Annotated in this window: 31 protein-coding genes; 16 read left to right on the top strand and 15 right to left on the bottom strand. The window is 54.5% G+C overall.

Going from position 1 to position 25624, the window contains the following annotated elements; translation table 11 throughout:
* Positions 1-92: 92 nt before the first annotated feature.
* Positions 93-779: a response regulator gene (locus tag WN53_RS01405; protein WP_024484831.1), complete on the bottom strand. Its 687-nt coding sequence runs from the start codon at positions 777-779 to the stop codon at positions 93-95.
* A gap of 17 nt (positions 780-796) precedes the next feature.
* Positions 797-2389 carry an ATP-binding protein gene (locus WN53_RS01400; RefSeq protein WP_024484830.1) on the bottom strand — a complete coding sequence of 531 codons (1593 nt, stop codon included), beginning with the start codon at positions 2387-2389 and terminating at the stop codon, positions 797-799.
* A 343-nt stretch (positions 2390-2732) separates the two neighbouring features.
* On the opposite strand from WN53_RS01400, the gene WN53_RS01395 reads away from it, so the two are divergent.
* Complete coding sequence (locus WN53_RS01395; protein ID WP_024484829.1) at positions 2733-4085, top strand: 2-hydroxycarboxylate transporter family protein; 1353 nt, start codon at positions 2733-2735, stop codon at positions 4083-4085.
* 66 nt (positions 4086-4151) lie between these two features.
* Here WN53_RS01395 and nrdF read toward each other — a convergent pair whose 3' ends face one another.
* The 5 genes from nrdF to WN53_RS01370 all read right to left on the bottom strand — a co-directional run bounded on the left by nrdF (position 4152) and on the right by WN53_RS01370 (position 8590).
* Positions 4152-5111 carry a class 1b ribonucleoside-diphosphate reductase subunit beta gene (nrdF, locus tag WN53_RS01390; protein WP_024484828.1) on the bottom strand — a complete coding sequence of 320 codons (960 nt, stop codon included), beginning with the start codon at positions 5109-5111 and terminating at the stop codon, positions 4152-4154.
* A gap of 8 nt (positions 5112-5119) precedes the next feature.
* Positions 5120-7264: a class 1b ribonucleoside-diphosphate reductase subunit alpha gene (gene nrdE, locus WN53_RS01385; protein WP_024484827.1), complete on the bottom strand. Its 2145-nt coding sequence runs from the start codon at positions 7262-7264 to the stop codon at positions 5120-5122.
* Positions 7246-7647 carry a class Ib ribonucleoside-diphosphate reductase assembly flavoprotein NrdI gene (gene nrdI / locus WN53_RS01380; protein ID WP_024484826.1) on the bottom strand — a complete coding sequence of 134 codons (402 nt, stop codon included), beginning with the start codon at positions 7645-7647 and terminating at the stop codon, positions 7246-7248. Before nrdI ends, nrdE begins: the two co-directional genes overlap by 19 nt.
* A gap of 8 nt (positions 7648-7655) precedes the next feature.
* Complete coding sequence (gene nrdH / locus WN53_RS01375) at positions 7656-7892, bottom strand: glutaredoxin-like protein NrdH (protein ID WP_024484825.1); 237 nt, start codon at positions 7890-7892, stop codon at positions 7656-7658.
* Between the two features lie 266 nt (positions 7893-8158).
* A complete protein-coding gene (locus tag WN53_RS01370; RefSeq protein ID WP_024484824.1) occupies positions 8159-8590 on the bottom strand; it encodes a carboxymuconolactone decarboxylase family protein in 432 nt (143 codons plus the stop codon).
* Positions 8591-8892: 302 nt separating this feature from the next.
* Here WN53_RS01370 and pdxR point away from each other — a divergent pair, with 302 nt between their 5' ends.
* Complete coding sequence (gene pdxR / locus WN53_RS01365) at positions 8893-10329, top strand: MocR-like pyridoxine biosynthesis transcription factor PdxR (RefSeq protein ID WP_024484823.1); 1437 nt, start codon at positions 8893-8895, stop codon at positions 10327-10329.
* Positions 10330-10401: 72 nt separating this feature from the next.
* On the opposite strand, the gene WN53_RS01360 is transcribed toward pdxR, so the two are convergent.
* Positions 10402-10710, bottom strand: coding sequence for an ElaB/YgaM/YqjD family protein (locus WN53_RS01360; RefSeq protein WP_024484822.1), 309 nt, complete (start codon positions 10708-10710; stop codon positions 10402-10404).
* A gap of 261 nt (positions 10711-10971) precedes the next feature.
* On the opposite strand from WN53_RS01360, the gene asr reads away from it, so the two are divergent.
* The gene (gene asr / locus WN53_RS01355; RefSeq protein ID WP_046807992.1) at positions 10972-11442 is read left to right on the top strand and encodes an acid resistance repetitive basic protein Asr; all 471 of its coding nucleotides are present in this window, start codon (positions 10972-10974) and stop codon (positions 11440-11442) included.
* A gap of 192 nt (positions 11443-11634) precedes the next feature.
* Here the strand turns inward: asr and WN53_RS01350 are convergent, their stop codons facing one another.
* Positions 11635-12015, bottom strand: a complete 381-nt coding sequence (locus WN53_RS01350) for a hypothetical protein (RefSeq protein WP_024484821.1) — start codon at positions 12013-12015, stop codon at positions 11635-11637.
* Entirely contained in the window at positions 12015-13394 is a 1380-nt protein-coding gene (locus tag WN53_RS01345) for an MFS transporter (protein WP_024484820.1), read from the bottom strand. Before WN53_RS01345 ends, WN53_RS01350 begins: the two co-directional genes overlap by 1 nt.
* Before the next feature lie 106 nt (positions 13395-13500).
* Between WN53_RS01345 and WN53_RS01340 the strand changes: the two genes are divergently transcribed.
* Positions 13501-14397, top strand: coding sequence for a LysR family transcriptional regulator (locus WN53_RS01340; RefSeq protein ID WP_024484819.1), 897 nt, complete (start codon positions 13501-13503; stop codon positions 14395-14397).
* Here WN53_RS01340 and WN53_RS01335 read toward each other — a convergent pair.
* The gene (locus WN53_RS01335) at positions 14357-15385 is read right to left on the bottom strand and encodes an alpha/beta hydrolase family protein (protein WP_024484818.1); all 1029 of its coding nucleotides are present in this window, start codon (positions 15383-15385) and stop codon (positions 14357-14359) included. The two genes, WN53_RS01340 and WN53_RS01335, sit on opposite strands and share 41 nt — an antisense overlap.
* A gap of 143 nt (positions 15386-15528) precedes the next feature.
* Between WN53_RS01335 and WN53_RS01330 the strand changes: the two genes are divergently transcribed.
* A complete protein-coding gene (locus WN53_RS01330) occupies positions 15529-16533 on the top strand; it encodes a helix-turn-helix domain-containing protein (protein WP_024485127.1) in 1005 nt (334 codons plus the stop codon).
* 103 nt (positions 16534-16636) lie between these two features.
* Positions 16637-16975, top strand: coding sequence for a DUF2002 family protein (locus tag WN53_RS01325; RefSeq protein WP_021178947.1), 339 nt, complete (start codon positions 16637-16639; stop codon positions 16973-16975).
* A 27-nt stretch (positions 16976-17002) separates the two neighbouring features.
* Here the strand turns inward: WN53_RS01325 and WN53_RS01320 are convergent, their stop codons facing one another.
* Both WN53_RS01320 and WN53_RS01315 read right to left on the bottom strand, forming a co-directional pair.
* Positions 17003-17449 (bottom strand): DUF1198 family protein, encoded by a 447-nt coding sequence (locus WN53_RS01320; protein ID WP_024485126.1) that lies wholly within the window; start codon positions 17447-17449, stop codon positions 17003-17005.
* 46 nt (positions 17450-17495) lie between these two features.
* The gene (locus tag WN53_RS01315; RefSeq protein WP_024485125.1) at positions 17496-17834 is read right to left on the bottom strand and encodes an MbeD/MobD family mobilization/exclusion family protein; all 339 of its coding nucleotides are present in this window, start codon (positions 17832-17834) and stop codon (positions 17496-17498) included.
* Positions 17835-18011: 177 nt separating this feature from the next.
* Here WN53_RS01315 and smrA point away from each other — a divergent pair, with 177 nt between their 5' ends.
* Complete coding sequence (smrA, locus tag WN53_RS01310) at positions 18012-18584, top strand: DNA endonuclease SmrA (RefSeq protein WP_024485124.1); 573 nt, start codon at positions 18012-18014, stop codon at positions 18582-18584.
* A 45-nt stretch (positions 18585-18629) separates the two neighbouring features.
* Here the strand turns inward: smrA and WN53_RS01305 are convergent, their stop codons facing one another.
* Both WN53_RS01305 and WN53_RS01300 read right to left on the bottom strand, forming a co-directional pair.
* Positions 18630-19043, bottom strand: coding sequence for a DoxX family protein (locus WN53_RS01305; RefSeq protein WP_024485123.1), 414 nt, complete (start codon positions 19041-19043; stop codon positions 18630-18632).
* A 105-nt stretch (positions 19044-19148) separates the two neighbouring features.
* Positions 19149-19331: a YodC family protein gene (locus WN53_RS01300; RefSeq protein ID WP_024485122.1), complete on the bottom strand. Its 183-nt coding sequence runs from the start codon at positions 19329-19331 to the stop codon at positions 19149-19151.
* A 189-nt stretch (positions 19332-19520) separates the two neighbouring features.
* On the opposite strand from WN53_RS01300, the gene WN53_RS01295 reads away from it, so the two are divergent.
* The 9 genes from WN53_RS01295 (at position 19521) to WN53_RS01255 (ending at position 25622) form a co-directional block, all read left to right on the top strand.
* Entirely contained in the window at positions 19521-20000 is a 480-nt protein-coding gene (locus tag WN53_RS01295) for a GNAT family N-acetyltransferase (RefSeq protein WP_024485121.1), read from the top strand.
* A 218-nt stretch (positions 20001-20218) separates the two neighbouring features.
* On the top strand, positions 20219-20584 hold the full coding sequence (locus tag WN53_RS01290; RefSeq protein WP_021807641.1) for an antiterminator Q family protein: 366 nt from the start codon (positions 20219-20221) through the stop codon (positions 20582-20584).
* A gap of 286 nt (positions 20585-20870) precedes the next feature.
* Positions 20871-21275: a phage tail terminator-like protein gene (locus WN53_RS01285; RefSeq protein ID WP_024485120.1), complete on the top strand. Its 405-nt coding sequence runs from the start codon at positions 20871-20873 to the stop codon at positions 21273-21275.
* A gap of 105 nt (positions 21276-21380) precedes the next feature.
* Positions 21381-22043 (top strand): phage tail protein, encoded by a 663-nt coding sequence (locus WN53_RS01280; protein ID WP_024485119.1) that lies wholly within the window; start codon positions 21381-21383, stop codon positions 22041-22043.
* A 76-nt stretch (positions 22044-22119) separates the two neighbouring features.
* Entirely contained in the window at positions 22120-22470 is a 351-nt protein-coding gene (locus tag WN53_RS01275) for a phage tail assembly chaperone (RefSeq protein WP_037412449.1), read from the top strand.
* Complete coding sequence (locus tag WN53_RS29070; protein ID WP_024485117.1) at positions 22467-22772, top strand: DUF1799 domain-containing protein; 306 nt, start codon at positions 22467-22469, stop codon at positions 22770-22772. The genes WN53_RS01275 and WN53_RS29070 overlap by 4 nt, the downstream gene beginning before the upstream one ends.
* Before the next feature lie 36 nt (positions 22773-22808).
* Positions 22809-24236 carry a phage tail tape measure protein gene (locus tag WN53_RS28540; RefSeq protein ID WP_024485116.1) on the top strand — a complete coding sequence of 476 codons (1428 nt, stop codon included), beginning with the start codon at positions 22809-22811 and terminating at the stop codon, positions 24234-24236.
* Between the two features lie 283 nt (positions 24237-24519).
* Positions 24520-24861 (top strand): phage tail protein, encoded by a 342-nt coding sequence (locus tag WN53_RS01260; RefSeq protein ID WP_024486957.1) that lies wholly within the window; start codon positions 24520-24522, stop codon positions 24859-24861.
* 8 nt (positions 24862-24869) lie between these two features.
* Complete coding sequence (locus tag WN53_RS01255; protein WP_024486956.1) at positions 24870-25622, top strand: phage minor tail protein L; 753 nt, start codon at positions 24870-24872, stop codon at positions 25620-25622.
* The last annotated feature ends 2 nt before the right edge of the window (positions 25623-25624 follow it).

Genomic DNA, 25624 nt, shown 5'->3' with positions numbered 1-25624 from the left:
GGTAAAAAGAGCTGAATGTAACATTGATGCCGATATCGAAGGGGATATCTAGGAGCCAGCATAGCCCCGCAATGTGACAGGCAGATGTCAGCCTAAGCCTTGCGGTATAAACGGCGCGGATGACCGATATTACCGTAGAGCATTTCAACGTGCACAAACTGGGTTGCTACGCAGTATTCCAGATAGCGGCGTGCGGTGGTTTTGCTAATGCCAGCGTGTGACACCACGTCTTCCACCGCGTGGGCTACTTCCGGCTGCTCGATGAACAACGCCTGCACCAACTCCAGGGTGATGGTTTCAATCCCTTTGGCGCTGGGCTCGTTGGAAAACTGCTTGGACTGCAGGTTATACAACGCATCGACGCTGCTCTGGTCGATGACCTTGAAGGTGCGCTGGGTCTGCACAAACTGCATAAAGCGTTCCAGCGAATTGCGCAACCGCTTATAGGATACCGGTTTGATGATGTAGTCGAAGGCCCCATTGCGGATCGCCTGGCTACAGGTATTCATGTCGCTGGCGGCGGTGATAAAAATCACCGAGCAACCGGGCTTTTTCACCGCGGCTTCTTCCATTAGCGCAATTCCCTGGCCGTCTGGCAGAAAGTTGTCCAGCAGGATCAGTCGGGGCTGGTGAGCATTCACTTTTGCTCTGGCTTCCGCCAGGGTAGCGGCATAAGCCACCACCCGCAGGTTGAAATTTTTCTCAAGAAATTCGGCGTGCAGCGTGGCCAGTTGCGGCTCGTCTTCCACGATCAGAACGTCCAGTGTCTCAGGTTGCATAGGTCGGATCCGGGTGCTTAAGCTTTGGGGATAAACAGCGAGAAAATGGCGCCGTGCGGATCGTTGTCCGACACTTCGATGCTGCCATGCGCCTGAGCGACGTGGCTAGCCACCAGGTGCAGGCCGATACCGTGGTCGCCCTTATCTTTGGTTGTCACGCCTTGTTCAAACAGCGTATCACGAACCTGCGGTGCAATCCCGGTGCCGCGATCGGCAACTTCGATCACCAGCTCGTTGCTGCTGTCATTGATATAGAGTTCTACCGCTTCGTGCGGTGCTGCGCATTGCAGCGTAGCATCGAACGCGTTATCCAGCAGGTTGCCAATAATCGACATCAGCTCGGTTTCATTCAGCGCGGCGGGGATTTGGCGCAGTTGGCAAGCGGGATCGAAACGGAGCTCAATGCCTTTTTCTCGCGCGCTGGAGTATTTGCCCAACAGCAGGCCACACAACGCGGCGGAGCTGAAGCGCTGGGAAATAAAATCGAGGATCTCCTGTGCGCCTTCCGACTGGGCTTCCACATAGCGGATGGCTTCGTCATAACGTTGCATATGCAGTAATCCGGCGAGCGTGGCCGTCCAGTTCAGCTGTTCGTGGCGCATGATGCGCAGGTTATCGGCATAGCGTTTTACCTGGCTAAGCTGGCTGCTGAGGGTGTTGATGTCGTTCTTGTCGCGGAAACTGATCACCCAGCCCTGTAGCTCTTCTTCCTGCATGATCCGCACCCGGCTGGCAATCACTCGCACATGGTTGAAACGGCACACCTCATCATGGGTGTCGTGCCCCAGTTGCGCTGCGGCAAAGAAATCGGGCTGCGACTGGATGATCTCACCGATGTGCTGGCCCAGCAGATTATTGGCCGGTTGGCGCAGATCCAGCAGCTCACGCGCGGCGTGGTTAATCGTGATGATGCGCAGTTGCGGATCTATGGCGATCACCCCTTCATAGATGGCTTCCAGCAGGGCTTTTTGCTGGCGCACCAGCAGCGCGATCTCTTTCGGCTCTAATGAAAACATCTGGCGTTTCAGGTTCTTCGATAACAGCCAGGAAAAGATAAACAGCGCCATCAATAGCAAGACGATCGAGGCCACGATCTGGGTCAGCGTATGGGCATTTAAACTGTCGATATGGGATTTAAGATAACCGACGGAAACAATACCGATCACCTGGTTATTGTCATCGACAATCGGTGCCTTGCTGCGTAATGAAATACCGATCCCCCCATTGCGGATCGAGATAATACTTTTGCCTTCCAGCACTTCTTTATTATCGCCCCCTACCATGGGGGTTCCCAAACGATCGGCATGTTCGGAATGGTAAAGGTGCATGGTATGGCTATCGCCGATCACAATATAGCTGGCATCGCTGCTGGCGCGGATTTTTTTCATCAGCGCAGCAATGTATTGCGTGTCGTTATTTTCAACTGCGGTGACTAGGGAGGGGATCAGCGCAATCTCACGTGCCTGCACTTGGGCACGGGCACCCAGGTCCCGGTGCAACTGCGCATCCAGTTTGTAGTAAGTGTAACCCCCGATCAGCGTCAGCAACACGCAGGAAAAGGCGACCAGGCACAGGAACAGCTTGATATGAAAAGAGAGTTTGATGTGCATGGTTTGCCGCGGGTCCTGGTGTCTGTTTGGGTGACTACCCTATCATGAGTCGCCCTTGAAGTAATATTGCCCAAGATCAAGTTGTGAGCATCGGCACGGCTTTATTGTAAGGAGGAATATTGCACAGCGGCGCAGTGAACACCGAACGTGCGATAAAATCAGTAAAACTTAAAATAAGCCTATTATTAACGCCATTAACTCCACGGGATATTTTACATAAAGGGTATTAACACCATAGAAACCATAACCCCCATTAAAAACCCTTTTTTATTTTGAACAAAATCACAGCGGTGACTCCAAGCGTTTCTCTATGATGGCCGAACAAACAATAAGAGGCCAGATTATGAGCACAACCGATGATTCCTACCTCGTTGCCAAAGATAAAACTGCCGATATTCCGCTGCGTGAGAAGTGGTGGCATATTCTGGATAATTACAAAATAGGGATTATACCGCTGCCCTTCTTCGTGCTGGCCGGAGTGCTGATCCTGCTCGATTGCCTGGCAGGGAAATTACCCAGCGATATCGTGGTGATGGTGGCGACGCTGGCGTTCTTCGGCTTTGCCTGCGGTGAGTTTGGCAAGCGCCTGCCGCTGGTGGGGAAAATGGGGGCTGCCGCCATCTGCGCCACCTTTATTCCGTCCGCACTGGTGCACTATGGTTTGCTGCCGGACGTGGTGGTTGAATCCACCACCAAATTCTACAAGTCGACCAATATTCTTTATCTCTACATCTGCTGCATCATCGTCGGCAGCATTATGAGCATGAACCGCCAGGTACTGATCCAGGGTTTCCTGCGTATCTTTGTGCCGATGTTGTGCGGTGAAGTGGCCGGAATGCTGGTCGGGATGGCGGTGGGCATGGCGTTGGGCCTGGATCCGTTCCAGATCTTCTTCTTCCTGATCTTGCCGATCATGGCCGGTGGCGTAGGGGAAGGGGCGATCCCATTATCGATGGGCTATGCCGCCATTTTGCATATGGAGCAGGGCGTAGCCTTGGGGCGTATCCTGCCGATCGTGATGTTGGGCAGCCTGACGGCGATCGTGATTGCTGGCCTGCTGAACCAATTGGGGAAACGCTATCCACACCTTACCGGCGAAGGCAGCCTGATGCCGAACAAGCAGGGCGATAGCGAGGTCGCAGCAACGGAGAAACTGAGCGGTAACGTGGATGTCGCTACTATCGCCTGTGGCGCGCTGCTGGCCATCCTGCTGTATATGGTGGGCATGTTGTTACACCGGCTGATCGGCTTGCCGGCCCCGGTGGGGATGCTGTTTGCCGCAGTGGCGGTGAAGTTGGCACATGGCGTTTCGCCACGCATTCAGCAAGGATCGCAGGTGGTGTATAAATTCTTCCGCACTGCCGTCACCTACCCGATCCTGTTTGCCGTGGGCGTAGCCATCACGCCGTGGCAAGAGTTGGTGGATGCCTTCACCGTGCAGAACCTGATTGTGATCGTTGCCACGGTAAGCACGCTGGTGGCCACTGGTTTCCTGGTTGGCAAGAAGATCGGTATGCATCCGATCGACGTGGCCATTGTTTCCTGCTGCCAGAGCGGGCAAGGCGGAACCGGTGACGTGGCGATCCTGACGGCGGGCAACCGGATGTCGCTGATGCCCTTTGCCCAGATCGCAACGCGCATCGGCGGGGCGATCAACGTTTCGCTGTCGCTGCTGGTGCTATCGCATTTCTATTGAGTAGTGTGTTGCCGATTTGCCCCGCGAGGATGCGGGGCTTTTTTTATGCTAGATGGCGTCAGGCATTTAGAACGCCCAGTCCTCATCCTCGGTATTCACCGCTTTGCCCATTACGTAGGAAGAGCCGGAACCGGAGAAGAAATCGTGGTTCTCATCGGCGTTAGGGGACAGCGCCGACAGGATCGCCGGATCCACTTGTGCCATTGCCGGTGGGAACAGCGCCTCGTAGCCCAGATTCATCAGCGCCTTGTTGGCGTTATAGTGCAGGAAGGTTTTGACCTCTTCCGTCCAGCCCACTCCGTCGTAGAGCTCTTCGGTATAACGCACCTCGTTGTCGTACAGATCCTGCAACAAATCGAAGGCAAAGTTCTTCACCTGCTGGCGGCGGGCCGGGCTGGCCTGCTCAAGGCCTTTCTGGAACTTGTAACCGATATAGTAGCCATGCACCGCCTCGTCGCGAATGATCAGGCGGATCAGATCGGCGGTGTTGGTCAGCTTGGCCCGGCTCGACCAGTACATGGGCAGGTAAAAGCCGGAATAGAACAGGAACGACTCCAGAAACACGCTGGCGACCTTTTTCAACAGCGGATCGTCGCTGCGATAGTGCGCCAGAATGATGCTGGCTTTTTTCTGCAGCGTGGCGTTTTCCTCACTCCAACGGTAAGCCTCATCGACATCCCGGGTTTGGCATAGGGTGGAGAATATCGAACTGTAGGAACGGGCGTGTACCGCCTCCATAAAGCTGATGTTGGAATACACCGCCTCTTCGTGCGGGGTGATGGAATCGGCGATCAGCGCCGGAGCGCCAACGGTATTCTGGATGGTATCCAGCAGCGTCAGCCCGGTAAATACGCGGATGGTAAGCTGTTGCTCCTTGGCGCTCAGCGTGGCCCAGGACGGAATATCGTTCGACAGCGGCACCTTTTCCGGCAGCCAGAAGTTGCTGGTCAGGCGGTTCCACACCTCCAGATCCTTGTCGTCATCAATCTTGTTCCAGTTGATGGCCTGCACTCGTCGCATTGTCATAATTTTCCTCACAGCGCGCAGGACACGCAGCCCTGCACCTCAGTCCCTTCCAACGCCATCTGGCGCAGGCGGATGTAATAAATGGTCTTGATACCTTTACGCCAGGCGTAGATTTGCGCGCGGTTAATATCGCGGGTGGTGGCGGTATCGCGGAAGAACAGCGTCAGCGACAGCCCCTGATCCACATGCTGCGTGGCGGCGGCGTAGGTATCGATGATCTTTTCCGGGCCAATTTCGTAGGCGTCCTGGTAATACTCCAGGTTGTCGTTGGTCATGTAAGGGGCAGGGTAATAGACCCGGCCAATCTTGCCCTCCTTGCGGATCTCGATGCGTGAGACGATCGGATGGATGCTGGAGGTCGAGTTATTGATGTAGGAGATGGAGCCGGTAGGCGGCACCGCCTGCAGGTTCTGGTTATACAGCCCGTGCATCATCACCGCAGCGCGCAATGCCAACCATTCCTCACGCCCAGGTATGGCGATATTGGCGTTGGCGAACAGCTCACGCATCCGCGCGGTTTTTGGCTGCCACGCCTGCTCGATGTATTTGCTGAAATACTCTCCGCTGGCGTAGGTGGAGTCCTCGAAACCGGTAAAACTGCTGCCGCGCGCTATTGCCAGCCGGTTGGAGGCGAGCAGGGCGTGGTAGGTCACGGTGTAGAAATAGATATTGGTGAAATCGATCCCTTCGTCCGAACCGTAGAAGATGCGTTCGCGCGCCAGATAGCCGTGCAGATTCATCTGGCCGAGGCCGATGGCATGGGAGGCCTGATTCCCGGCGGCGATAGACGGCACCGAGCCGATATCGCTCATATCCGCTACCGCCGTCAGCCCGTAGATCGCGGTTTCCACCGCCTTGCCGAAATCGGGGGCATCCATGACTTTGGCAATGTTCAGCGAACCCAGGTTGCAGGAGATATCTTTGCCGATCTCGGCATAGCTCAGATCCTGATGATAACGGCTGGCGCTGTTGACCTGCAGGATCTCCGAGCACAGGTTGCTCATATTAATGCGCCCGGCGATCGGATTGCTGCGGTTGACCGTATCTTCAAACATCATGTACGGATAACCGGATTCGAACTGGATCTCCGCCAGCAGTTGGAAAAACTCACGGGCGTTGATGCGAGATTTGCGGATGCGCTTGTCATCCACCATCTCACGGTATTTTTCGCTGACGCTAATCTCAGACAGCGGCACGCCATACACCTGCTGCACGTCGTAAGGAGAGAACAGGTACATCTCTTCGTTATTCTTTGCCAGCTCGAAGGTGATATCCGGGATCACCACCCCCAGCGACAGGGTTTTGATGCGGATTTTTTCGTCGGCATTTTCCCGCTTGGTATCCAGGAAGCGCAGAATATCGGGGTGATGAGCGTGCAGATATACCGCCCCGGCCCCTTGGCGTGCCCCCAGCTGATTGGCGTAAGAAAAGGCATCTTCCAGCATTTTCATTATCGGGATCACCCCGGAAGACTGGTTCTCAATGCGCTTGATCGGCGCACCAACCTCGCGGATATTGCTCAGCAGAAAGGCCACACCGCCGCCGCGTTTGGAGAGTTGCAGTGCCGAATTCACCGCGCGGCCAATCGACTCCATATTGTCTTCAATACGTAGCAGGAAGCAGGAAACCAGCTCGCCACGCTGCTGTTTACCGCAGTTGAGGAAGGTGGGCGTCGCGGGTTGGAAGCGCCCGGAGATGATCTCTTCCACCAGATCCTGCGCCAGAGCGGTATCACCCGCTGCCAGCCGCAACGCCACCATGCACACCCGGTCTTCATAGCGTTCCAGATAGCGCTGGCCATCGAAGGTTTTCAGCGTATAGCTGGTGTAATACTTGAAGGCGCCGAGGAAGGTCTCGAAGCGGAATTTCTTGGCATAAGCCTGTTGGAACAGCTGCTTGATAAAGGCGAACTCATACTGCTCCAGCACCGTCGCTTCGTAATATCCCTCATCCACCAGATAGCGCAATTTTTCCGCCAGGTTGTGGAAGAACACGGTGTTTTGGTTCACGTGCTGCAAAAAGTATTGCCTGGCGGCCAGCCGATCCTTATCGAACTGGATGCGCCCTTCGGCGTCGTAAAGGTTGAGCATCGCGTTGAGCGAATGGTAATCCAGCGTGGCGCTGGCGGGCCTGGTCAGTTCTGTCGTTGCCAAAATGCGGTGACTCCCTGTTGAACGATAGCGACGTCTTGTGTAGTGCCGAGTAGCTCAAAACGATAAAGCACCGGTACCTGGCATTTTTTGGCGATGATGTCACCGGCGATGCCATACGCTGCGCCGAAATTGGTGTTACCTGCGGCAATCACACCACGCAGGTAACCGCGATTTTGCGGATCATTGAGAAAACGGATCACCTGGATCGGTACGGCACCGACGCTGCTGCCGCCGCCATAACTGGGTACGATCAGGATATAAGGGTGATCCATCAGTACTTTTTTACTGCCAGCGATCGGGATGCGTATCGCTGGCAGTGCCAGCTTCTCAACGAATCTGTGGGTGTTCTCCGAACTGCTGGAGAAGTAGACCAGCGGATCCATGGCACACCTCAGGAGGTTAGGGCGTTAGCTAACGCGCCGATCTTGTCCGGGCGGAAACCAGACCAGTGATCGTCACCGGCAATAATCACCGGAACCTGCTGATAGCCCAGTGATTTAACGTGGTTCAGCGCTTGCTGATCCTGGGTCAGATCGACCACGCGATAGTCGATCCCTTGTCTATCCAGGGCACGGTAGGTGGCATTGCACTGGACACAGTCTGGTTTAGTGTAAATAATAATACTCATGATTCGCATTTACCTTTTGTATTGAAGGAAAGGCGGATAAGTCAGAAAGTTGAGCATGATAGGGCGTTTCTGACGGCGTCACCAACCCAAGCGTTTCCCCCTGTGCTGATGAATGAATACTATATGTAGATATTTATATTATCAACATCACTATATGTGGTGTTTTTAGGTTTTTGGTGCGCAGGCCGCGCCGAGGCTGGAAAAGCGATGGGGAAATATTTTTTGCGATGCGGATCGAGCAGGCCGGGTTGCCCCGGCCAGCAAAATTACTGCCGCATGCTGACTGCCAGGCGGTTAAAGGCGTTCATAATGCTGATGGCAAAGGTCAGGTCGCTGATTTCGGCATCGCTGAAATGGGCTTTCAGGGCGTCAAAGGCGCTGTCCGGTGCGCCGGTTGCCGCAATCAGGGTGACCGCTTCGGCCCATTCCAACGCGGCACGTTCTGCCTCGCTGAATTCATGGCTGACGCGCCAGCCGGCCAGCGTATCCAGCTTGGCGTGGCTCGCTCCCCCTGCACGCAGCGCCTTGCCGTGCATATCCAGGCAGAAAGCGCAGCCGTTGATCTGCGAAACGCGCATAAACATCAGCTCAATGATCGCTTTATCCAGCGGGCCTTTTTCTAACCCGCCCAATGCGCTCACCATGGCTTTATAAGGGGCCGGTGACAGTTCGGCGTACTGCAAACGTTGCTTGATCATGTTCAAACCTCGGATTAATGACGTAACCAATGTATGGCGCTACTTTAGCCGCGATATGGTCTATGCTATAGAGCCATAAAATGATTATTTAACCAGGCCATGACACGTAGTGCTCATCAATTCAGACGGCCCATTTTCCCCTCACCCCAACCCTCTCCCAATGTACGGTTCGAGGTTCGTCACGAACACTTGTGTGGGGAGAGGGAGCCAGTCCGGAGTCGCCGTTGGGCGCAGGTGGTCATTTGTGGCACGGTATGTCCCCTCTCCCTGTGGGAGAGGGTTAGGGTGAGGGGGATTAAGCCATGACACGCCATATTTTTGCTTCCTTATGCCTGGATCACCAACAGGCCGAGCCTCTATACCGACAGATCTATCTGCGGATTAAAGACGCTATCGTGCAGGGCACCCTGGTGGCCAACAGCCGTTTACCTTCGGTACGCGGCTTGGCTAGCGATCTGGGAGTAGCGCGTGCAACGGTTGAGAATGCCTACGCTGCGCTGGTGGCCGAAGGTTTTCTGCAAAGCCGGGGCCAGGCAGGAACCTATGTCTCCTCCCAGTTGCTGAAAATGCCTGAGCGCGCCGAGCTGTCAGCGGCTCTCCCCTTGGCGACTCCGGCACCTTCCGCATTTCAGTCTCATCCCGCCGGGCCGACTCAACCCTTCCAGCTTGGTCTGCCCGCGTTGGATGCCTTCCCACGGGCGGTATGGCAGCGCATCGTTGCCCGGCAGTTGCGTGGCACCACTATGGCCTCACTGGCACACCCACCACCTAATGGCCTACCGGAACTGCGCGAGGCAATCGTCCATTACCTGCACCTTTCCCGTGGCATTGTTTGCCGCCCGGAACAGGTATTTATCTGCGCGGGTTATCAGGCTTTGATAGAGCTGGTGATCAACGCGTTGTTGCAGCCGGGAGAGGCGGTCTGGCTGGAAGACCCTGGTTATCCGGTTACCCAGCCGCTGTTTAGCGCCGCCGGAATGCAAATTATCCCAGTGCCGGTTGATGAAGAAGGGATGAATATTGACGCCGGTATTGCCTCCGGGCCAGACGCCCGCATGGCGGTGCTGACGCCGACTCACCAAAGCCCGCTGGGCGTTACCCTCAGCCTGGCCAGGCGTATGGCGCTGCTGGATTGGGCAACCCGTCACTCGGCCTGGATCATCGAAGACGATTACGACAGCGAATGTCGCTACTACGGCAAACCCTTGCCACCGCTAAAAAGCCTCGACCGTCAGGGGCGTGTACTGTACGCCGGGACCTTCAGCAAAACCCTGTTTCCGGCGTTACGCATGGCCTATCTGGTGGTGCCCGCAGAGCAGACGGCGGCTTTTGAGCGCTGTAGCCAGCTGCGAGGCTGCGGTTGCCCACCGTTACTGCAAGCCGGAGTGGCCGATTTTATCAACGGCGGGCATTTTTACCGCCATCTGAAGCGCATGCGGTTGCTGTATCGCCAGCGGCGCGCATGGTTGGTGCAGGCCCTGACACAGCGGCTTGCAGACTATTTGACGGTGGCACCACAGGCCGGGGGCATCCAGATGTTGGCTCATTTGAAGGCAGGGCTCAATGACAGTGAGCTGGCCAAGAGAGCCTGGCAACAAGGGTTGTCGATACAGGCATTGTCGGATTGGCAGATGTCTTCGCCTGCCGATAATGGCTTATTGATGGGCTTTGGCAACTTTACCAGCTATAGCGAAGCAGAGCGCGCGGTGGACCGGCTGGTGGCAATTATCGAGAGCTGAAAATAAAGCGGCCCACGGAAAACCGTGGGCCAGACGCACATCTGTTTTTATGGTTAAAACCAGCTACATGGGTTAACGCCGTGCAAGCAAGACGCCGAGCACGATACCAACAGCGGCACCGATGCCTACGCCCTGCCAAGGTTTGTCTCGTACATAGCTATCGGCATTGCCAACTACGTCGCGAGCATGTTGTGTCAGGCTGCTGGAACCGTTGAAGCGTGCACGGGCATCACGTAATATCCCTTTTGCCTTACTGTGCAGTTCATGCAGTTCTTCTTTGGTCTTGCTGCTGGAATCGCGTAATACTTCATCCAGCGTATCGGCCAGCAGGTTCACGTCCTGATCGATGTCTCGTTCTACTTTATCTGTCTTGTTAAACATTCGACTCTCCGTTACGACACATGTCCTTTAAGTGTAGACCATTTTGGGAAGTGTGCTGGCGATCACGAAAATTAATGGCTATCCCCGCGAATAACTAGGCTTTTTTTTGGCTTTATCCCAGCCTGAGGGCCTGGCTACAGGCTCTGTACATTTGGTTACTCAGCGAAACCAATCACTCACGGAAGCGGCGAATTGATTCCTCTATTATCTCTTCAACGGCCCAACCGGGCTTACCGAAAAACACAATCTGAGGATTTAAAGATGAAAAAAGTATTAGCGCTGATCGTTGCTGCCACCATGGGCCTGTCTTCTGTTGCTTTCGCTGCTGATACTGCGGCTGCACCGGCACCCACTGCGGCTCCTACTACTGCGGCTCCTGCGGCTGAGAAAGCTCCAGCTAAAGCGACTCACCACAAGAAAGAGCACAAGAAAGCCACCAAAAAAGCACCAGAGCAGAAAGCTCAAGCCGCTAAAAAGCACAGCAAAAAAGCGCCAGTAGCTCAGAAAGCTCAGGCTGCTAAAAAGCATCACAAAGCCGCCACCAAACCAGCTCAAAAAGCTCAGGCCGCTAAAAAACACCACAAAGCTGCCGCTACCAAAGCTCCAGTAGCTCAGAAAGCTCAGGCTGCTAAAAAGCACCACAAAGCCGCAGCTAAACCAGCTCAGAAAGCCCAGGCTGCTAAAAAACACCACCAATCAAGCAAGAAAGCCGCAGCTCCTGCAGCTAAATAAGTGAAGATAGCGGAGCCCTCAAAGGTTCCGCATCCTCTGCTGAATACTCAGACACCCGGATTTCCGGGTGTCTTCTTTTGAGGTGAGGTCATCATGATGAACCGCTACCTGTTTGAAGTGATCTTCAGTGCCGTCACGCTATGTGGTCTGGTGGTTGCCTGGCAATTGTTCCTGGCCAGCAGCTTCCTGTAATTATTGCCCGATAGGCGTTTCGTGCAGGTGCAGCCAGCGTAGCCCGTCGGCGCTCTGGGTAAATACCACGGTAGAATAACGCAGGGTCGCAGGTTGGCCTGGCAGCGTTTGCTTCTCGCGATAGTTGACTACGGCCCCCGTTGCCCATTCTGCGACCATCTTCATTTCTTCGATCACAATCTCCAGCCCCGGCTTTGCAGCCCGATGCGCCTGGAAAAATCCCCCCAGTTCGTTGGACCCCAGCTTGCTGCCGTTTAGGGCAATCATGGAAAAATCTGCGTGAAACCGTGCCAAGAGCGGTTGCAGTTCCCCAGCCCCTTTTCCCAGCCAGTCGGCGATAGCCACATGGGCGTCAATCACTTCGGTAAAATAACGATTCATCAGGATCCCTGTTCAGCGTTGAGATGGCGCACGATGGCGCGATTGGTAATACGCAGGCACAGCAGCATCGGGAACAGCGTACTGGCTGCGGCGAGATAAAAACAGTAACGATAGGCCACGAGCGGTTCCAAATGGCCGAGCAACAGATTGAGCAACAGGCTGAGCAGGGTAACGCCAAAGCAAAAGCTCAACTGGCGGTTGATATTCCATAACGCGCTGGCATCGGCCAACTGGGTGTCGGCAACGGTGAGAAAGGCGCAGCTTTGTGCCGTGCTGCTACACAGGCTGCCACCCAGCCCCATCAAGGCAAACGCAAAGATTTGCCAGCTATGCTGCCCGGCATCGCCGATCTGCGATAAGGCCAGCATCCCCAGCCCTTGCAAAGCACAACCGGCAATAAACAGCGGGCGCGGGCCGCAACGGTTGAAAACCTTGCCGGTCAGGGTGATGGCGGCGAAAGAAGCCAGTGACCAGGGAACCATCAGCCCGCCAACCTGAGTGGCTGACATACCCAGCTGGTTTTGCAGATACAGCATCGCCACCAGACTGACGCCGATGAACAGACCAGGAATGCACTGGTAGACGATCATGGCGATGCGCAACTGCGGATCCCGCACCAGCCGCAGATTTAGCAGCGGGTTTGGATGGCGCAGGCTGTGCCGCAGGTAGTAAGCAAACACCAACAGCCCAGCGAACAGCAAGATAGCGCCTTGCAACAGCAAATGGGGTTCACTCAGACGGGTCAGGCCAAGCAGGATCAAGGTGAGTGCCAGGCAGGCGCTAATCAGCCCGGTGATGTCCAGCCGTTTAACCTCGCTGGGCGCAGGCTCGTTACGCAGCCAAAAAATAGCCAACAACAAGGCCAGTGCTGCCAGTGGCAGATTGCTGAAAAATACCCAGCGCCAGTCAAGATGATCGACAATCAGGCCACCTAATGCTGGGGAGAGCGCTGGAGCCAGCAGCCCCACCAGCATGATGGCGGCAGAAAGCCCGGCGCGTTCATGGCTGCGAAACAGCTGATAGGTGAGCGTTTGGCCAATCGGGATCAGCAACCCTCCGCCCATACCTTGTATCACCCGCCAGCCGATCAGTGTTTCGATCGAGCCAGCGCGGCCTGCCGCCGTGGTTGCCAGCATAAACAGCACCAACGACAGTAAAAAAACCTGCCGCCCGCCAATACGTTGCGCTAGCCAGGCGCTGAGCGGGATCACCAGCGTCAGGCCAAGCAGGTAACCATTGCTGATCCAGGCCAGTTGGCTGATGCTGGCCTGCAAAGCATGGCCGATCGCTGGGTAGGCGACGTTGGCGATAAACATGTTGATCAGATCGACAAAGAATCCGAGCAGATAGACGATTGCCACTTTAGTGCGATAAGCCATGAAGCCTCCGGTTGAAGGCGTGCAGTGTAGCGGGCGGGAAAGGGCTGATAAATCGGCGCTGAGCGATTACACTGTCAAAAATATTTTGACAGTTGGTGGGTGAAAGATGCTCAATTTAGCCAGGTTAGCGATGTTTGCGGCAGTGGTCGACACCGGCAGTTTTACCGCTGCGGCGGAGGCACTAGGGCAAACCAAGGCGGTGGTCAGTTTTAACATCAAGCAGTTGGAAAGCGAGCTAGGCGTTTCATTGCTGGTGCGCAGTACGCGGCGGCTGTCACTCACCGATGCTGGCGAGCGCTTTTACCCGCGTTGCCAACGGTTATTACAGGATGCGGAATACCTGCTCGACGATGTGCGCCGCGATCATCATGGCTTGAGTGGCATTCTGCGCATCACCAGCACGCCGGAATATGGTGCGCAGGTGGTGGTTCTGGCCTTGGCCGCCTTCGCGCAGTTGCACCCGCGCTTACGCATTCAGCACGTTTCTTCTTCTTACCATGCGGATTTGATTTCCGAGCGGTTTGACGTGGCTATCCGCCTGGGCCAACTGGCGGACTCCAATCATCATGCGGCACTGATCGATAATTTCGCTATCTTACCGGTGGCGGCACCGGCCTATCTGGCACAGCAGCCGATCGCGTCACTGCCCCAACTGGCTCAGGCTGCCTGGCTGGCCCACAGCCGTCTCCCTTCACCGCTGAGTTGGCAAGTACTCACCCCTGAACGTCAGGCGGTGTTATTCAAAGTGGAAGATGACGCCAGGCTGATGGCCGATAGTGCCACTGCGTTGCTGACTTTCGCGTTACAGGGGGCGGGTGTGGTCCTGCTGCCGGAATGGCTGGTTCGGCCCGTTATTGCTAACGGGCAATTGTGCCACCTGCTGCCAGATCACCAGTTCCCGGCACAGAGCATTTATGCGCTCTATCCCAACACGCGCCATGTGCCGGAGAAGGTCCGGGCGTTTATCGATTTCCTGCGGGCGCGGATAGCCACGGCTGAATAAAAGCCAGCACGGCAGCGATGGTTTGCTGGTGGGCATGTTCACGTTCAGCAGGGGAAGACCCACAGATAAAGGTTTCCCCTTCTTCTGCTAATATCTCCGGGGCGGCTGGCGTACAAAGCTGTAAGAAATCGAAGTGATTGCTGCCCGGCAAAACGACGGCCTTGATTGGTTGCTGCCCGCTGTGCGTTGCTAGCGACTCAGCTCCCAGACTTTCCGGATCGTTACCCGGCATAAAATGTTGCGCGGCGATGAGCAGTAGCGGCGCGCTGATTTGGCGCAGGCTGGCCGGTTGCAGATAGGGCACCATGCCTGGGTCCAAGGCGATGGCGAAGCGGATGCGGGCATCGGTGTAATTAGCGTCAAACTGGGTGGCAGAGATACTGTTCTTGTTAACACCGGCATAAAACAGGCAGTTAGGCGATCGTGGCTGCTGTTGGCAACCGGCAATAAAATCCTTTAGCGCGACTCGGCCACCAATCGCAGAGATGGCGCTATAACCACCTTTGGAATGCCCCGCCACGCCAATGGCCTGCGTGTTGATCCGCGGTTGCCATGTGCCATCCTTGAGCATGGCGTCGATCAGCGCCGAGATATCGCGCGTTTGTTGCCACAGTTCGAGCGATTTTGCCGGAATGGAATCACCGCTGGTACTGCCCGGATGATTGGCTGCAACCACGATCATTCCTTGTTCTACCAACGCCCTCGCCAGCCAGGCTTGGCTGCTATTGTTGCCACCGCTGCCGTGGCTGATGATCATCAGTGGAAAATGTCCGGTTGCTGGCGGGGCGTCTGGCAGAGCAGGGATACCTACAAATACCGGCCTGCCGCCAACCTGTTGCAGCTGGCCTTGAGCGTTTGTGGGGTAATAGATGCGGGTGACCAATGGGCGTTCGCCGTTATAAAACGTTTGCAGGCGGCTGGCAACCTGCCAGGGCGCGGCGGTGGCGACACTGCTAAACAGCAGACACAGGATCCAGAACTTTTTCATAATTACTCCTTAAAGGGGAAAACCAAACCATGGCATCCGCGTTATCCTGGCGCGACCTAGATCGCGATCCAGGTCGTTAAGCGATTGTTTTAGCTGATTATGGTCTCTACACTGGGGCGTTCCCGAACAACCACAGAGGTAACATGCCGCTTATCCCGCTGTCTTTTCTCTTCAGCCTGTTGTGCCTGGCATTGATCGTGCGCCTGGGTTGGCCACGGCCACACTGTTGGCTGCTACAGCTGTTGCTGTTGATCTGCGCTTGGCAAAGCCTGCTGGTGGGGATCCGTTTTGGCTATCAGCAACCTTGGGTCGCTATTTTGCAACCGCTGGGGGCCGCCCTGATCCCGCCATTGTGTTATCTGGTGCTGATGTTACAAGCCCGTGGGCCGATGGGGTGGCGCGTCGTTGGGCATCTGACGTTCCCGCTGCTGGTGTTATTGGTGCAGTGGCGCGCATTGGCGGCGCTGGATGGGCTGATCGTTATTGGCTATCTCGGTTACGGCGCGGCTATTTTGCTGTACCTGCGGCGCGGCGAGAATGCCTTGCAGCAGGTGGCACTGGCGGACAGTTGGCTGAGCTATCGCTTATGGTGCGGATTAGGCGGCCTGCTGATCGTCTGCGGCCTGACCGAGTTGGCGATCACCCTGGATTATTCGCTGTTAGCCGGTAGGCATGCTGGTGCACTGGCGGCCTTTGGCAATGTGATGATGGTCCTGGGGGTAGGTTTGGTGCTTGGCCGTGAGCGTCAACAGCCGGAACCCGAAGAGCAGCCCTTGCCACCAGTGAAAGCCGAGGCGCTAACAGAGGATGACGAGCACTGCTTTGAGCTGATCAACCAGCGGCTACGCCAGGACGATCTCTATCTGGAACCGGCGCTGAACCTGGCCCGGTTAGCGCGCAAGGTGGGCATACCGGCACGTAAGGTCTCCCAGGCGATTAACCAGCAGGCGGGGATGAACGTATCCCAATACGTGAATCAATTACGCATTCAGCAAGCGGCGCGGTGGTTGAGCAGCAGCGATCGCCCGGTGACCGAGATTATGCTGGAGGCCGGTTTCAGCACCAAATCCAACTTTAACCGTGAGTTTCTGCGGGTTCAGGGGATGAGCCCTAGCGAATGGCGTAGACAGCAGGCGGGGGGCCTATAGCTGCAGATTATTCCTAAACCAGAATGAGTACGGATAAATTAATTGTTTCATCTCCTGATTACGGTAAGGTCGCAAAGCTAACCAGAACTGAGAGGAGAAATAGATGTATTTACGGCCGGATGAAGTGGCTAAGGTGTTAGAGAGTACCGGTTTTGAGCGTGATTATGTCACCGATCAGACCTACGGTTTTCGCAAGGGCGAGCACTACGTGTATGTGAATCGGGAAGCGCGAATGGGCAGAATGGCGTTGGTGATCCACCCGGCGTTGAAAGAGAAGAGCCTCCATTTTGCCACGCCGACCTCGTTGATGCGAAACAGCGAGCAGTATCTCGAGTTTCCTCTGGATTTAAGCGGTGATACGCCCAACACGCGTTACGGCATTCCTCACGGTTTCAGCTCCCGCGATGCGCTCTCGCGCTATCTCTACAGCATGTTCCTTTAAACTCTCCCCCGTTGCCGGGGGAAAGCTTCACCAGTTGCTCAGCGCTTCCCGGTTATAACGTTCGTTGTAGGCCCGGCGGAACTGCGCCAGTTCAAACGCATCCAGATCCAGTTCGGCAAAGTAAAACAGCGCCGCCTCGGTGTGCTCGGCGTGCAGTTCCGGCGACAGCCCGGCGCGCAGCAGCGTTTCCCGCCATAGGCCAATCTGCTCATCGTCCGCCTGCTTGATAAACGTCAGGTAGATAAACAGCATATAGGCGGCCTGATGCATCTCTTCGGTATAGCCGTTGTTCAACATGCGGATAAAGCTTTGGCTGTGGCGGCTGCCCATTTCCTGCAGCATGGACTCCACCAACATCGGTTTTACTTTCAGCAAATGCGCCAGTGAATCTATCGCCTTGCGGGTGTCGGAAGTCAGGACACGATAGCCAATAATGAAAACTACGATCAGGGCGGCGATGATGATCCACGTCATGTATGATTTTTACCGTCTTGGTGCGCAGCATACGCGCCTGAAATTGTCAGTGTTGCTCGCCGCTGAAATTGTCTGCGGCCCGTTGTTTATTATGGACATGGCGATTAAAAGTGGCGGCATCTTGTGCCAGCGCATCCAAATGGGCACCCAGCATCTTGATCTGCTTGACCAGGGCATGCTGTTCCGGCACCGAACTGGCGGTGCTTAGTTTGTTGACCAGTTGTTCATTCTGCATGCGCAGCGCGGTTTCACGCCGTTGCGCTTCGGCCAGCTGTTGTTGCAGAGCCTGGTAGCTTTGTTGCCATTCACGGTGCTGCTGTTCGAAGCTGGCTTGTAACTCATTCATTGCATTCTGAAACTGGATTTCCAGCTCGCGCATATTCATGGGTTGGATCCTTTGCGGCACTCAATAATGGCCTGCAGTATAACGAAAACCGCTCACAACCTCACCCGTTGCCGTCAATTCCTTACTTGCAACCCTGGCAAGGCGTCTTACAATCAAGCCATTCCCACTAAAAGCAATAGTCCGCCGGTGGGTGAAATCTCCCGAGAGTGATGTGAAATGAGCAACGAAGAGAACGATTTTTTTGCCCAGGCGATGGCCGATGTGAGGCCGTTATCCGCGGGGCAATCCACGCTGTACCTCAAGGCGCAGGACCCCGTCGATAAACGTGCTCGCCGGGAAGCTCAGGCGTTACAGTTGGAGAATTTCCTCAGCACTGGCTTTCTGGACATTATTCCCTGCGATACCCCGTTGGAATATAAGGGCGAAGGTATTCAGCAAGGGGTGCTAGACAAGCTGCGTCACGGCCTCTATCCGCCACAGGTCAGCCTCAATCTGCTGCGCCAGCCGGTCGAGAACTGCCGCCAGGCGCTGTTCCGCTTTATCATCCAGGCGGAGAAAGACAGCCTGCGTTCGGTGTTGATTGTGCATGGCCGTGGGCGGACAGATCAAAGCCATCCGAACATCATCCGCAGCTATCTGGCCAAATGGTTGGGGCAGTTTGAACAGGTGCAGGCATTTTGTCGGGCACTGCCACGTGATGGAGGTGAGGGGGCGTGCTACGTCACCTTACGCAAGTCTGCCGCAGCCAAGGCGGATAACTTCGAACGCCATGCCAAACATAGCCGTTAAGGTGTGAGTATGGCGGCGCAGGGGAGCGCCGCCATAGAGGGAGCGTTAGCGGTTAAACCACTTATAATCCAGAGAGTAACGGCCAGCACCTGTGACGGCAAGCAGCAGCAGGCCAGCGATAATACTGATGTTTTTAAAGAAGTTGATCTCGTTGCCGATCATTTCTGCCCCGCTAAAACGCCAGAACGGGTGGCCGATAAAGGCGGTGCCCAGCACATAGAGCGCATAAATGATGGCTATCGGCCGGGTGAAGGCCCCCAGCACGATGAAGATACCGAAAATGAACTCCACCACCACGGCGACAACCGCGGCCAGGTAAGGCATTGGCGTGCCGTAGCCTTCCATTGCCGTGACCGTGGCACCAAAGTTGGTCAGCTTCATCCAACCGAAAATCAGAAACAGGATCATCAGCAAAATTCTGGCCAACAGAATGGTGCCGTCTTTTAAACTTTCGCTCATTGTGAACCCCTTAACCACTACCCAAAATAGGTTGCTGTACCTGGTAAATACTAGATCAACTTCACATTTTATCTAGCGAGAAGGCATGAGAGAGTTCACGGAATATCAGCAGACGCCGAAGTCGTCGTCTTCGTGATAGGGGTTCACTTCATTGGCCTGTACCTCGGTGCGTTGTTCGACCCCCAGTTCAACCCAACTGCATACCAACGCCTCTCCATCCTCTTCGATAACGGTCATTTTTGGCCCACCGGTTTTACGCTGCACAAAATCACCCACGTTAAATGACATATCGTTTCTCCAGATCTGTTAGGGGGAAAACTGAGTATAGGAGACCACAGGCATTCCTCTATCAACATTCCTCAACTGCCACCTTACCTAGGGGGGCGCCCGCTCAGATGCCCGGTAAATTGCCGTTTGTGCCTGAATTGGTTAAGTATTATGCTGGCAGCAGGAAAATCACTCTCTTTAGGGAACATCATGACAATTGAAATCCGCCCGGCGGTGAAAGCCGATGCCAAGCTAATTCTGGATATGATCATCGAGTTGGCCGTGTACGAAAAGGCTCGTGATGAGGTGCGCACCAACCAGGCAGAGATCGAAGAAAGCCTGTTTGGCCCCAACGCCTGCGCAGAGGCGCTGATTTGCAGTGTCAATGGCGAGCCAGCAGGCTATGCAGTGTTCTTTATGAGCTACTCGACCTGGCTGGGTAAGAACGGCATCTACCTGGAAGATTTGTATATCACTCCCAAGTTCCGTGGGGCGGGAACGGGCAAAGCCTTGCTGCGCCATATCGCTCAGCTTGCCTGTGAACGCCGTTGCGGACGCCTGGAATGGAGCGTGCTGGACTGGAATCAGCCAGCGATTGATTTCTATCTCAGCATTGGTGCGGCTGCGCAAGATGAATGGGTGCGCTATCGTATGGAAGGCAAAGTACTCGAGCAGTTTGCCATGTCTTGATCTGCGCCCGCTTCGGGGGAGGCATCTCCTCCAAAGGCTGATATTTAATGCTTTTTTCCACCTCTGGCGCTATCCTCCCGCAATAGTGCTGCACCAATACCTTCATTTCCTGCTCGTTTTTTCCCCTGCTTTGTCCTGTGAGGTTTCCTACAACACCCATCGATGGGCGGCTTTGCCTCGCCTGGTTACACTAGAGCCAATAAAAATAAGGAGGTCTTATGCGGGACATTCAACAGGTTTTGGGGCGTTGGGGCGTGTGGGCAAGAGAAAGCTCTTCTCTGGGATATTCGCATATCGCCGCCGGTTTTAAAGGGTTGCTGCCGGGCAGTAGCAAACAGCAGGCCTCTTGCTGTGACGAGGACGGCTTGGTGGTGGATCGCGCCGTTGCCCACCTGCAGGCTCTACGGCAGCCGGAGGAGCTGGAACTGATCTTGCGTTACTACGTTTACGGGCAATCGAAGTCCGCCATTGCTCGCGGCTGGAAATGTTCGGAAGGCCGGGTAAGGCAGCAGATGCAGGTGGCAGAAAGTTTTATCGAGGGTTGTCTGGTCAGCCAGAATATTCGTTTGGAAATGGATAGATAAACTATTACCGATAATAAAAAATAAAGACTTTTAAAATTGAAGTAATTACTACCCCGCAATGCGGGGTGGTTTTGTTATTTTAAATAAATGGCGAAAAATAATTTAATAAAAATCTATTCGCTACGAGTTTTATCTAGTAAATTGATAGCGTGGTTATTGCGTTTCGCAGTTGATAAAATATTTTTTAAAATAAACTTCTCGCTACGAAATATATCAGCTAGAGTGCTATTACTGGTTTAATCCAAGGTGATGCACTCTTATCAATAGGGTTAAACCAGGAGGCGCCATGAGCACCTTGCGTATCAATGATTTGTTTGAGTCCAGGTTAACGGCCTGGGCTGAAGAGAACAATATTAAATACACCTTGGCTAATGTGACGTTTACGGCGGATGACGATCTTCATCTGGAACCGTTTATTGCTCCGGAGCCTGCGGTGGCGTTAGGTATTTCCCAAGAGGTGCAGACCTACAGCGGGAATTATCAGGTTAATATTGTGATGAAAAAAGGGACCGGCGCGAAAACGGGCTATCAACTGGCGGAGGAGATTATCTCATTATTCCCCCGGGGATTGGTGCTGGCGGACGATGCTTTTAACTGTTATGTCAATGCTGGTGGCAATATCCTGCCAGCGATTATCAAAGATGAACTATATACCCTGCCGGTCACCATCGGTTATTGGGCCGGGTATTAATGCCACAATAGTGTAGTAAACATCGCTGGGAGGGAACTCTCCAGCAAGTAAACCAAGCATACCGCCATCCGGCGGTTTTTTTATATCTGAAATTGGAGAATTACCATGGGTTTTGCATTACCAAATGGCGCCACCGTATTTGCTGGCGCGCCAACAGCACCAGGCGTAGTCACTACCGCAGTCAGCAATGCTAACGGCGCCGTATTTACCGTGGCCACCGGCCACACTCTGAAAGTGGGTGACATCGTGATGGTACGTTCCGGTTGGGGCCTGATCGACAGCCTGGTGGCCAAGATCACTGCCCAAGTGGATACCAGTATCACCATCGGTGCCATCAATACCACCGACGTGAGCTTCTTCCCGGCCGGTGGCGGCAAAGGCTCCTTGCAGAAGATCTCCAACTGGACGCAAATTCCTCAGATCACCGAGGTAGCGCAGTCTGGCGGCGATCAGCAATACGTGCAGGTGCAGTTCCTGGAAGACGATCGTCAGCGTAACCTGGCCACCTTTAAAGCGGCCAAAACGCAGACCTTTACCTTTGCGCACGATGCTTCTCAGCCGATCTACAGCCTGCTGCAGGATGCCGATCGCAATGGCGTCACGCTGGCGTTCTACATGCATGTGCCAAAAGCCAAGGAGCTGCGCTACTGGTCTGCGGTACCGGCTTTTGATCCGCAACCGACCACCGCGGTTAACCAGGTTGAAACCGTACAGGTGGCGCTGGCGGTGCAGTCTTGCGATATGACGTTCTATAAAGTGACTGCTTAAACACGTCTATTTCCCCCTCAGGCTTGGTTGCCCGAGGGGCTAATAAGGGTGAGTTAATCTGGAAAATGAGGAAATCATGGTTGAATTTAAATTGAATCCCAAGCCGACGTTTAAGGCGGATGTCTCCGTTCCGCGCCCTGGAGATGAAGATGGCGTACTGACTTTTACCTTCAAGCATAAAAAGCGTACCCAGCTAGAGCTGTTGGAAAAGTCTTTGCGTGAAACCCTGGAACTGCAAAGCGAAACGGGTATTTACAGCAATGATCCGATGGCGGATTTTTTGATGGAAATCTGCGCTGGCTGGGCTTTGCCTGACGAGTTTAATCGCGAAAACATGCTGGTGCTGTTGGATAACTACCCGCGGGCGTTTGATTCAATTGCCACTCTGTTTACCCGCGAACTGATGGCCGCACGCGGAAAAAACTGATAGCGCTTGCCAAAGCGTTTTATACGCCAGAGCCTGCCATTGAAGATCTCGGAGCCTTTGGCCTGAGTGCCGCCGATTATGATCCGGAGATCGTTGAAGCCTGGCCCGATATCTGGCCAGCGTTTCAGGTTTTTCAGGCCATGGGAACTCAGTGGCGCGTAGGCATGCAGGGTGTCAGCGGGCTGGATTATAACTGCCTGCCCTGGCTGATGACGCTTTATGGCGTGGACGATGAGGCAAGCGCGTTCAGTGATATTCGCGTAATGGAAAGCGCAGCACTTAGGATCATTCATAGTAAATAAATACTTATACCAGCATTAAGTTGGTTGGAGGGCAGTATGGCCAATTCAGACTCTATGTTGCTGCGTGAGAACATCAATAAGATGCAGCAGCTATATAATAAAGATTTACCTCAAGCAACTCTTGGCTTTGTGAGGGCTACTACTCGGATAACCGAGGCGGCCAAGTCATATTCTTTTGGGCTGCGAACCATTAATGAGAACTCCGGGGCCAAGGCGATACTGCTTATTTCCCAGTTGGGTGAGCTGGAGAAAACTATCAAAGGGGATAGGATAAGGCAAGAGAACCTCCGTAAATCATTGCGTCCATTGCCAGCTTATGAACTTAAAGTAGATCCGAAAAAAGAACCGGGTTTACTAAGTGATTATATCTCAGATAAACAGGCAGAGGCCGGTAGAAAAAGCTGGCAGAGTTACCTGGAAAGCGTAACCGATATTTCTGCTGCGGTAGTTCAGGTGGCCAAGGCCAGCCACGAGGGGCTGACGGAGATCCTTACCCGATTACTTACTACTGGCCGCTTTAGTTTTCATACTTTTTCTTCTTCTATTTTGCAGATGTCCGCCGGATTATTCAGCAAAATCATTAGCGGATTTGCGGTTGATAAAGCGGTGAAATGGATAGACTCAACCTTTTTCCCTGCGGCGGATCCCAATAAAACGGCTACGGATAACGCGGCCAAAACTGCGGCGGGCGGGGCCGATGCTGCCGCATTGGTAGAAGGTGGTGGCGGAGAGGAAAAAGGGGACTCTACCAAAGAGAAGCTGGATAAGGATAAGCAAACCTGGCAGGAATATTTCGAAAGCGTCACCGATGGTTATAAAGGGCTCAATGAAATTGGCCAGGCGGCCCACAAAGGATTATCTGACAATCTGACCGAATTGGTGACGACCGGTAAAGCTAACTTCAAGGAGTTTAGCACGTCGATTATCACCATGATTGTCCAGATGATCAATCAGATGTTGGTGGCTTATGCCATACAAGCCGCGATGGGATGGATCAAGGGGGCGTTCAGTCCTGCAGCGGACGCAGGATCGGCAAATAACGCTTTCTCTTTGGGCGCATACGACAACTTATCGTTTGATTCAGGTGGTTATACCGGCGACGGCGGTAAATACGATCAGGCGGGCGTGGTGCATCGTGGCGAGTTCGTGATGACCAAAGAAGCTACCCAGCGGATCGGTGTGGGTAATCTCTACGCCATGATGCGCGGTTATGCGGAGGGTGGCCTGGTGGGCGGCAACAAAGCCCCGATGTACGGCCTGGCGGCAGAGCAGGGGGGCGGCATTACGGTCAACAGCACCGTGGTCATGAACAATGACGGCTCGGCGAATGTGGCCAATAGCTCCTCTGCCGGTGACGGTATGGGCAAGCTGGTGCAGGGCATCGTTAATCAGGCGATCACCGAACGTTTGGGCAAAGAGCTCAAGCCTGGCGGCCTGATCTGGAATGCCTCAGCGGCCCGCTGAATCTCTTTATCAATCATCAATAGTAACAACCGCAGTCTGGCATCAGGCCTCATTAATTGCTCCTCAATCGTTGTTTCCCCTCACCCCAACCCTCTCCCACAGGGAGAGGGAGCTGGTATGGTGCCGTGTTCAGGTACATAAGTAACCTGTAACAAGGGTGATAGGAAAGACGAATGCATGATCCAATATGTGGCACGTACTGTCCCCTCTCCCTGTGGGAGAGGGTTAGGGTGAGGGGTAATTCTAGCCCGGTGACTGACGGTTATTACTGCTCGGAGTCTTTATGCTTATCGATACTTTCCAATGGCAAACCCAGGCCTCGCCTAGCGGTAACTTTGTCCATAACGTCAGAAGTGCGCAGTTCGGCGACGGCTATAAACAGGTCAGCAGCAATGGGCTGAACCAGGCGGTACAACAGTGGCAGTTGGCCTATACCGGCCATCCGGCCGTGACCCAGTCGATGCTGGCCTTTTTAAATCAACACGTGCTCGTCGCCTTTTTCTGGACGCCGCCCAACGGCAAGAAAGCGCTATTTCGCGTCAAGTCGGATTCAATCTCCGTCACGCCGCTTGCGCGCAATGTGGAGGCGTTGAGTTTTGCCTTTGAGCAAGCCTTCGGCGTATAGGTGCAATCATGTCATTTAACAGTCAAGTGCAAAAGCTGGCGCCAGGGGAACTGATCCAGCTGATTGAAATTGATGGCACCGCCTTTGGCGCGGCCATCATGCGCTTTCATGCGCACAATATTCCCCACACTCAGGCCGAGATCGCGGCGGCGGGCAACGATGCCCTGCGGCTGAAACCAAAATCGATCTGGTGGCAGGGAAACGAGTATGAAGCCTATCCCTACGAGATCACCGGCCTGGCAGCAACCAGCGATGGTTCGCAACCAACGCCCAGGCTCAGCGTCGCTAACCTCAGCAATCTGGTGTCCTCACTGTGCCTGACCTTCAACGACATGGTGCAGGCGAAAGTGCGGGTACACGACACCTTTGCCAAATATCTGGATGCGGCCAACTTCCCCGAGGGGAACGCCCTTGCCGATGCTTCGCAGGAGCGAGTGCAGGTTTTCTACATTGACAGCAAAAGCACCGAAACCAACAGCGTGGTGGAGTTCCAGCTCTGTACACCGTTCGATCTGCAAGGCCAGCAACTGCCCTCGCGACAAATTCACGGGCTTTGCACCTGGTGCATCCGGGGTTGGTACCGCAGCGGCAGGGGGTGCGATTACAGCGGCGGAGCCTGTTTTGATAAGGACGATAAACCGATCGACGATCCGGCGTTGGACGTCTGTGGTGGCCGGGTGTCCTCCTGTAAAAAACGCTTCGGTGACGCGCAACCCCTGGCCTTTGGCGGGTTCCCAGGTTCCAACCTGTTGGGGAGGTAATG

The sequence above is a fragment of the Serratia fonticola genome, from assembly GCF_001006005.1.
Lineage (GTDB): Bacteria > Pseudomonadota > Gammaproteobacteria > Enterobacterales > Enterobacteriaceae > Chania > Chania fonticola.
The sequence above is the reverse complement of the archived record's forward strand: the minus strand, read 5'-3'. Positions and strand labels throughout refer to the sequence as shown.

What these genes read in the sequence shown, in the direction of transcription:
- WN53_RS01405 (WP_024484831.1), bottom strand. Translation starts at nt 779, where the DNA reads ATGCAACCTGAGACACTGGACGTTCTGATCGTGGAAGACGAGCCGCAA.
- WN53_RS01400 (WP_024484830.1), bottom strand. Translation starts at nt 2,389, where the DNA reads ATGCACATCAAACTCTCTTTTCATATCAAGCTGTTCCTGTGCCTGGTC.
- WN53_RS01395 (WP_024484829.1), top strand. Translation starts at nt 2,733, where the DNA reads ATGAGCACAACCGATGATTCCTACCTCGTTGCCAAAGATAAAACTGCC.
- nrdF (WP_024484828.1), bottom strand. Translation starts at nt 5,111, where the DNA reads ATGACAATGCGACGAGTGCAGGCCATCAACTGGAACAAGATTGATGAC.
- nrdI (WP_024484826.1), bottom strand. Translation starts at nt 7,647, where the DNA reads ATGGATCCGCTGGTCTACTTCTCCAGCAGTTCGGAGAACACCCACAGA.
- nrdH (WP_024484825.1), bottom strand. Translation starts at nt 7,892, where the DNA reads ATGAGTATTATTATTTACACTAAACCAGACTGTGTCCAGTGCAATGCC.
- WN53_RS01370 (WP_024484824.1), bottom strand. Translation starts at nt 8,590, where the DNA reads ATGATCAAGCAACGTTTGCAGTACGCCGAACTGTCACCGGCCCCTTAT.
- pdxR (WP_024484823.1), top strand. Translation starts at nt 8,893, where the DNA reads ATGACACGCCATATTTTTGCTTCCTTATGCCTGGATCACCAACAGGCC.
- WN53_RS01360 (WP_024484822.1), bottom strand. Translation starts at nt 10,710, where the DNA reads ATGTTTAACAAGACAGATAAAGTAGAACGAGACATCGATCAGGACGTG.
- asr (WP_046807992.1), top strand. Translation starts at nt 10,972, where the DNA reads ATGAAAAAAGTATTAGCGCTGATCGTTGCTGCCACCATGGGCCTGTCT.
- WN53_RS01350 (WP_024484821.1), bottom strand. Translation starts at nt 12,015, where the DNA reads ATGAATCGTTATTTTACCGAAGTGATTGACGCCCATGTGGCTATCGCC.
- WN53_RS01345 (WP_024484820.1), bottom strand. Translation starts at nt 13,394, where the DNA reads ATGGCTTATCGCACTAAAGTGGCAATCGTCTATCTGCTCGGATTCTTT.
- WN53_RS01340 (WP_024484819.1), top strand. Translation starts at nt 13,501, where the DNA reads ATGCTCAATTTAGCCAGGTTAGCGATGTTTGCGGCAGTGGTCGACACC.
- WN53_RS01335 (WP_024484818.1), bottom strand. Translation starts at nt 15,385, where the DNA reads ATGAAAAAGTTCTGGATCCTGTGTCTGCTGTTTAGCAGTGTCGCCACC.
- WN53_RS01330 (WP_024485127.1), top strand. Translation starts at nt 15,529, where the DNA reads ATGCCGCTTATCCCGCTGTCTTTTCTCTTCAGCCTGTTGTGCCTGGCA.
- WN53_RS01325 (WP_021178947.1), top strand. Translation starts at nt 16,637, where the DNA reads ATGTATTTACGGCCGGATGAAGTGGCTAAGGTGTTAGAGAGTACCGGT.
- WN53_RS01320 (WP_024485126.1), bottom strand. Translation starts at nt 17,449, where the DNA reads ATGACGTGGATCATCATCGCCGCCCTGATCGTAGTTTTCATTATTGGC.
- WN53_RS01315 (WP_024485125.1), bottom strand. Translation starts at nt 17,834, where the DNA reads ATGAATATGCGCGAGCTGGAAATCCAGTTTCAGAATGCAATGAATGAG.
- smrA (WP_024485124.1), top strand. Translation starts at nt 18,012, where the DNA reads ATGAGCAACGAAGAGAACGATTTTTTTGCCCAGGCGATGGCCGATGTG.
- WN53_RS01305 (WP_024485123.1), bottom strand. Translation starts at nt 19,043, where the DNA reads ATGAGCGAAAGTTTAAAAGACGGCACCATTCTGTTGGCCAGAATTTTG.
- WN53_RS01300 (WP_024485122.1), bottom strand. Translation starts at nt 19,331, where the DNA reads ATGTCATTTAACGTGGGTGATTTTGTGCAGCGTAAAACCGGTGGGCCA.
- WN53_RS01295 (WP_024485121.1), top strand. Translation starts at nt 19,521, where the DNA reads ATGACAATTGAAATCCGCCCGGCGGTGAAAGCCGATGCCAAGCTAATT.
- WN53_RS01290 (WP_021807641.1), top strand. Translation starts at nt 20,219, where the DNA reads ATGCGGGACATTCAACAGGTTTTGGGGCGTTGGGGCGTGTGGGCAAGA.
- WN53_RS01285 (WP_024485120.1), top strand. Translation starts at nt 20,871, where the DNA reads ATGAGCACCTTGCGTATCAATGATTTGTTTGAGTCCAGGTTAACGGCC.
- WN53_RS01280 (WP_024485119.1), top strand. Translation starts at nt 21,381, where the DNA reads ATGGGTTTTGCATTACCAAATGGCGCCACCGTATTTGCTGGCGCGCCA.
- WN53_RS01275 (WP_037412449.1), top strand. Translation starts at nt 22,120, where the DNA reads ATGGTTGAATTTAAATTGAATCCCAAGCCGACGTTTAAGGCGGATGTC.
- WN53_RS28540 (WP_024485116.1), top strand. Translation starts at nt 22,809, where the DNA reads ATGGCCAATTCAGACTCTATGTTGCTGCGTGAGAACATCAATAAGATG.
- WN53_RS01260 (WP_024486957.1), top strand. Translation starts at nt 24,520, where the DNA reads ATGCTTATCGATACTTTCCAATGGCAAACCCAGGCCTCGCCTAGCGGT.
- WN53_RS01255 (WP_024486956.1), top strand. Translation starts at nt 24,870, where the DNA reads ATGTCATTTAACAGTCAAGTGCAAAAGCTGGCGCCAGGGGAACTGATC.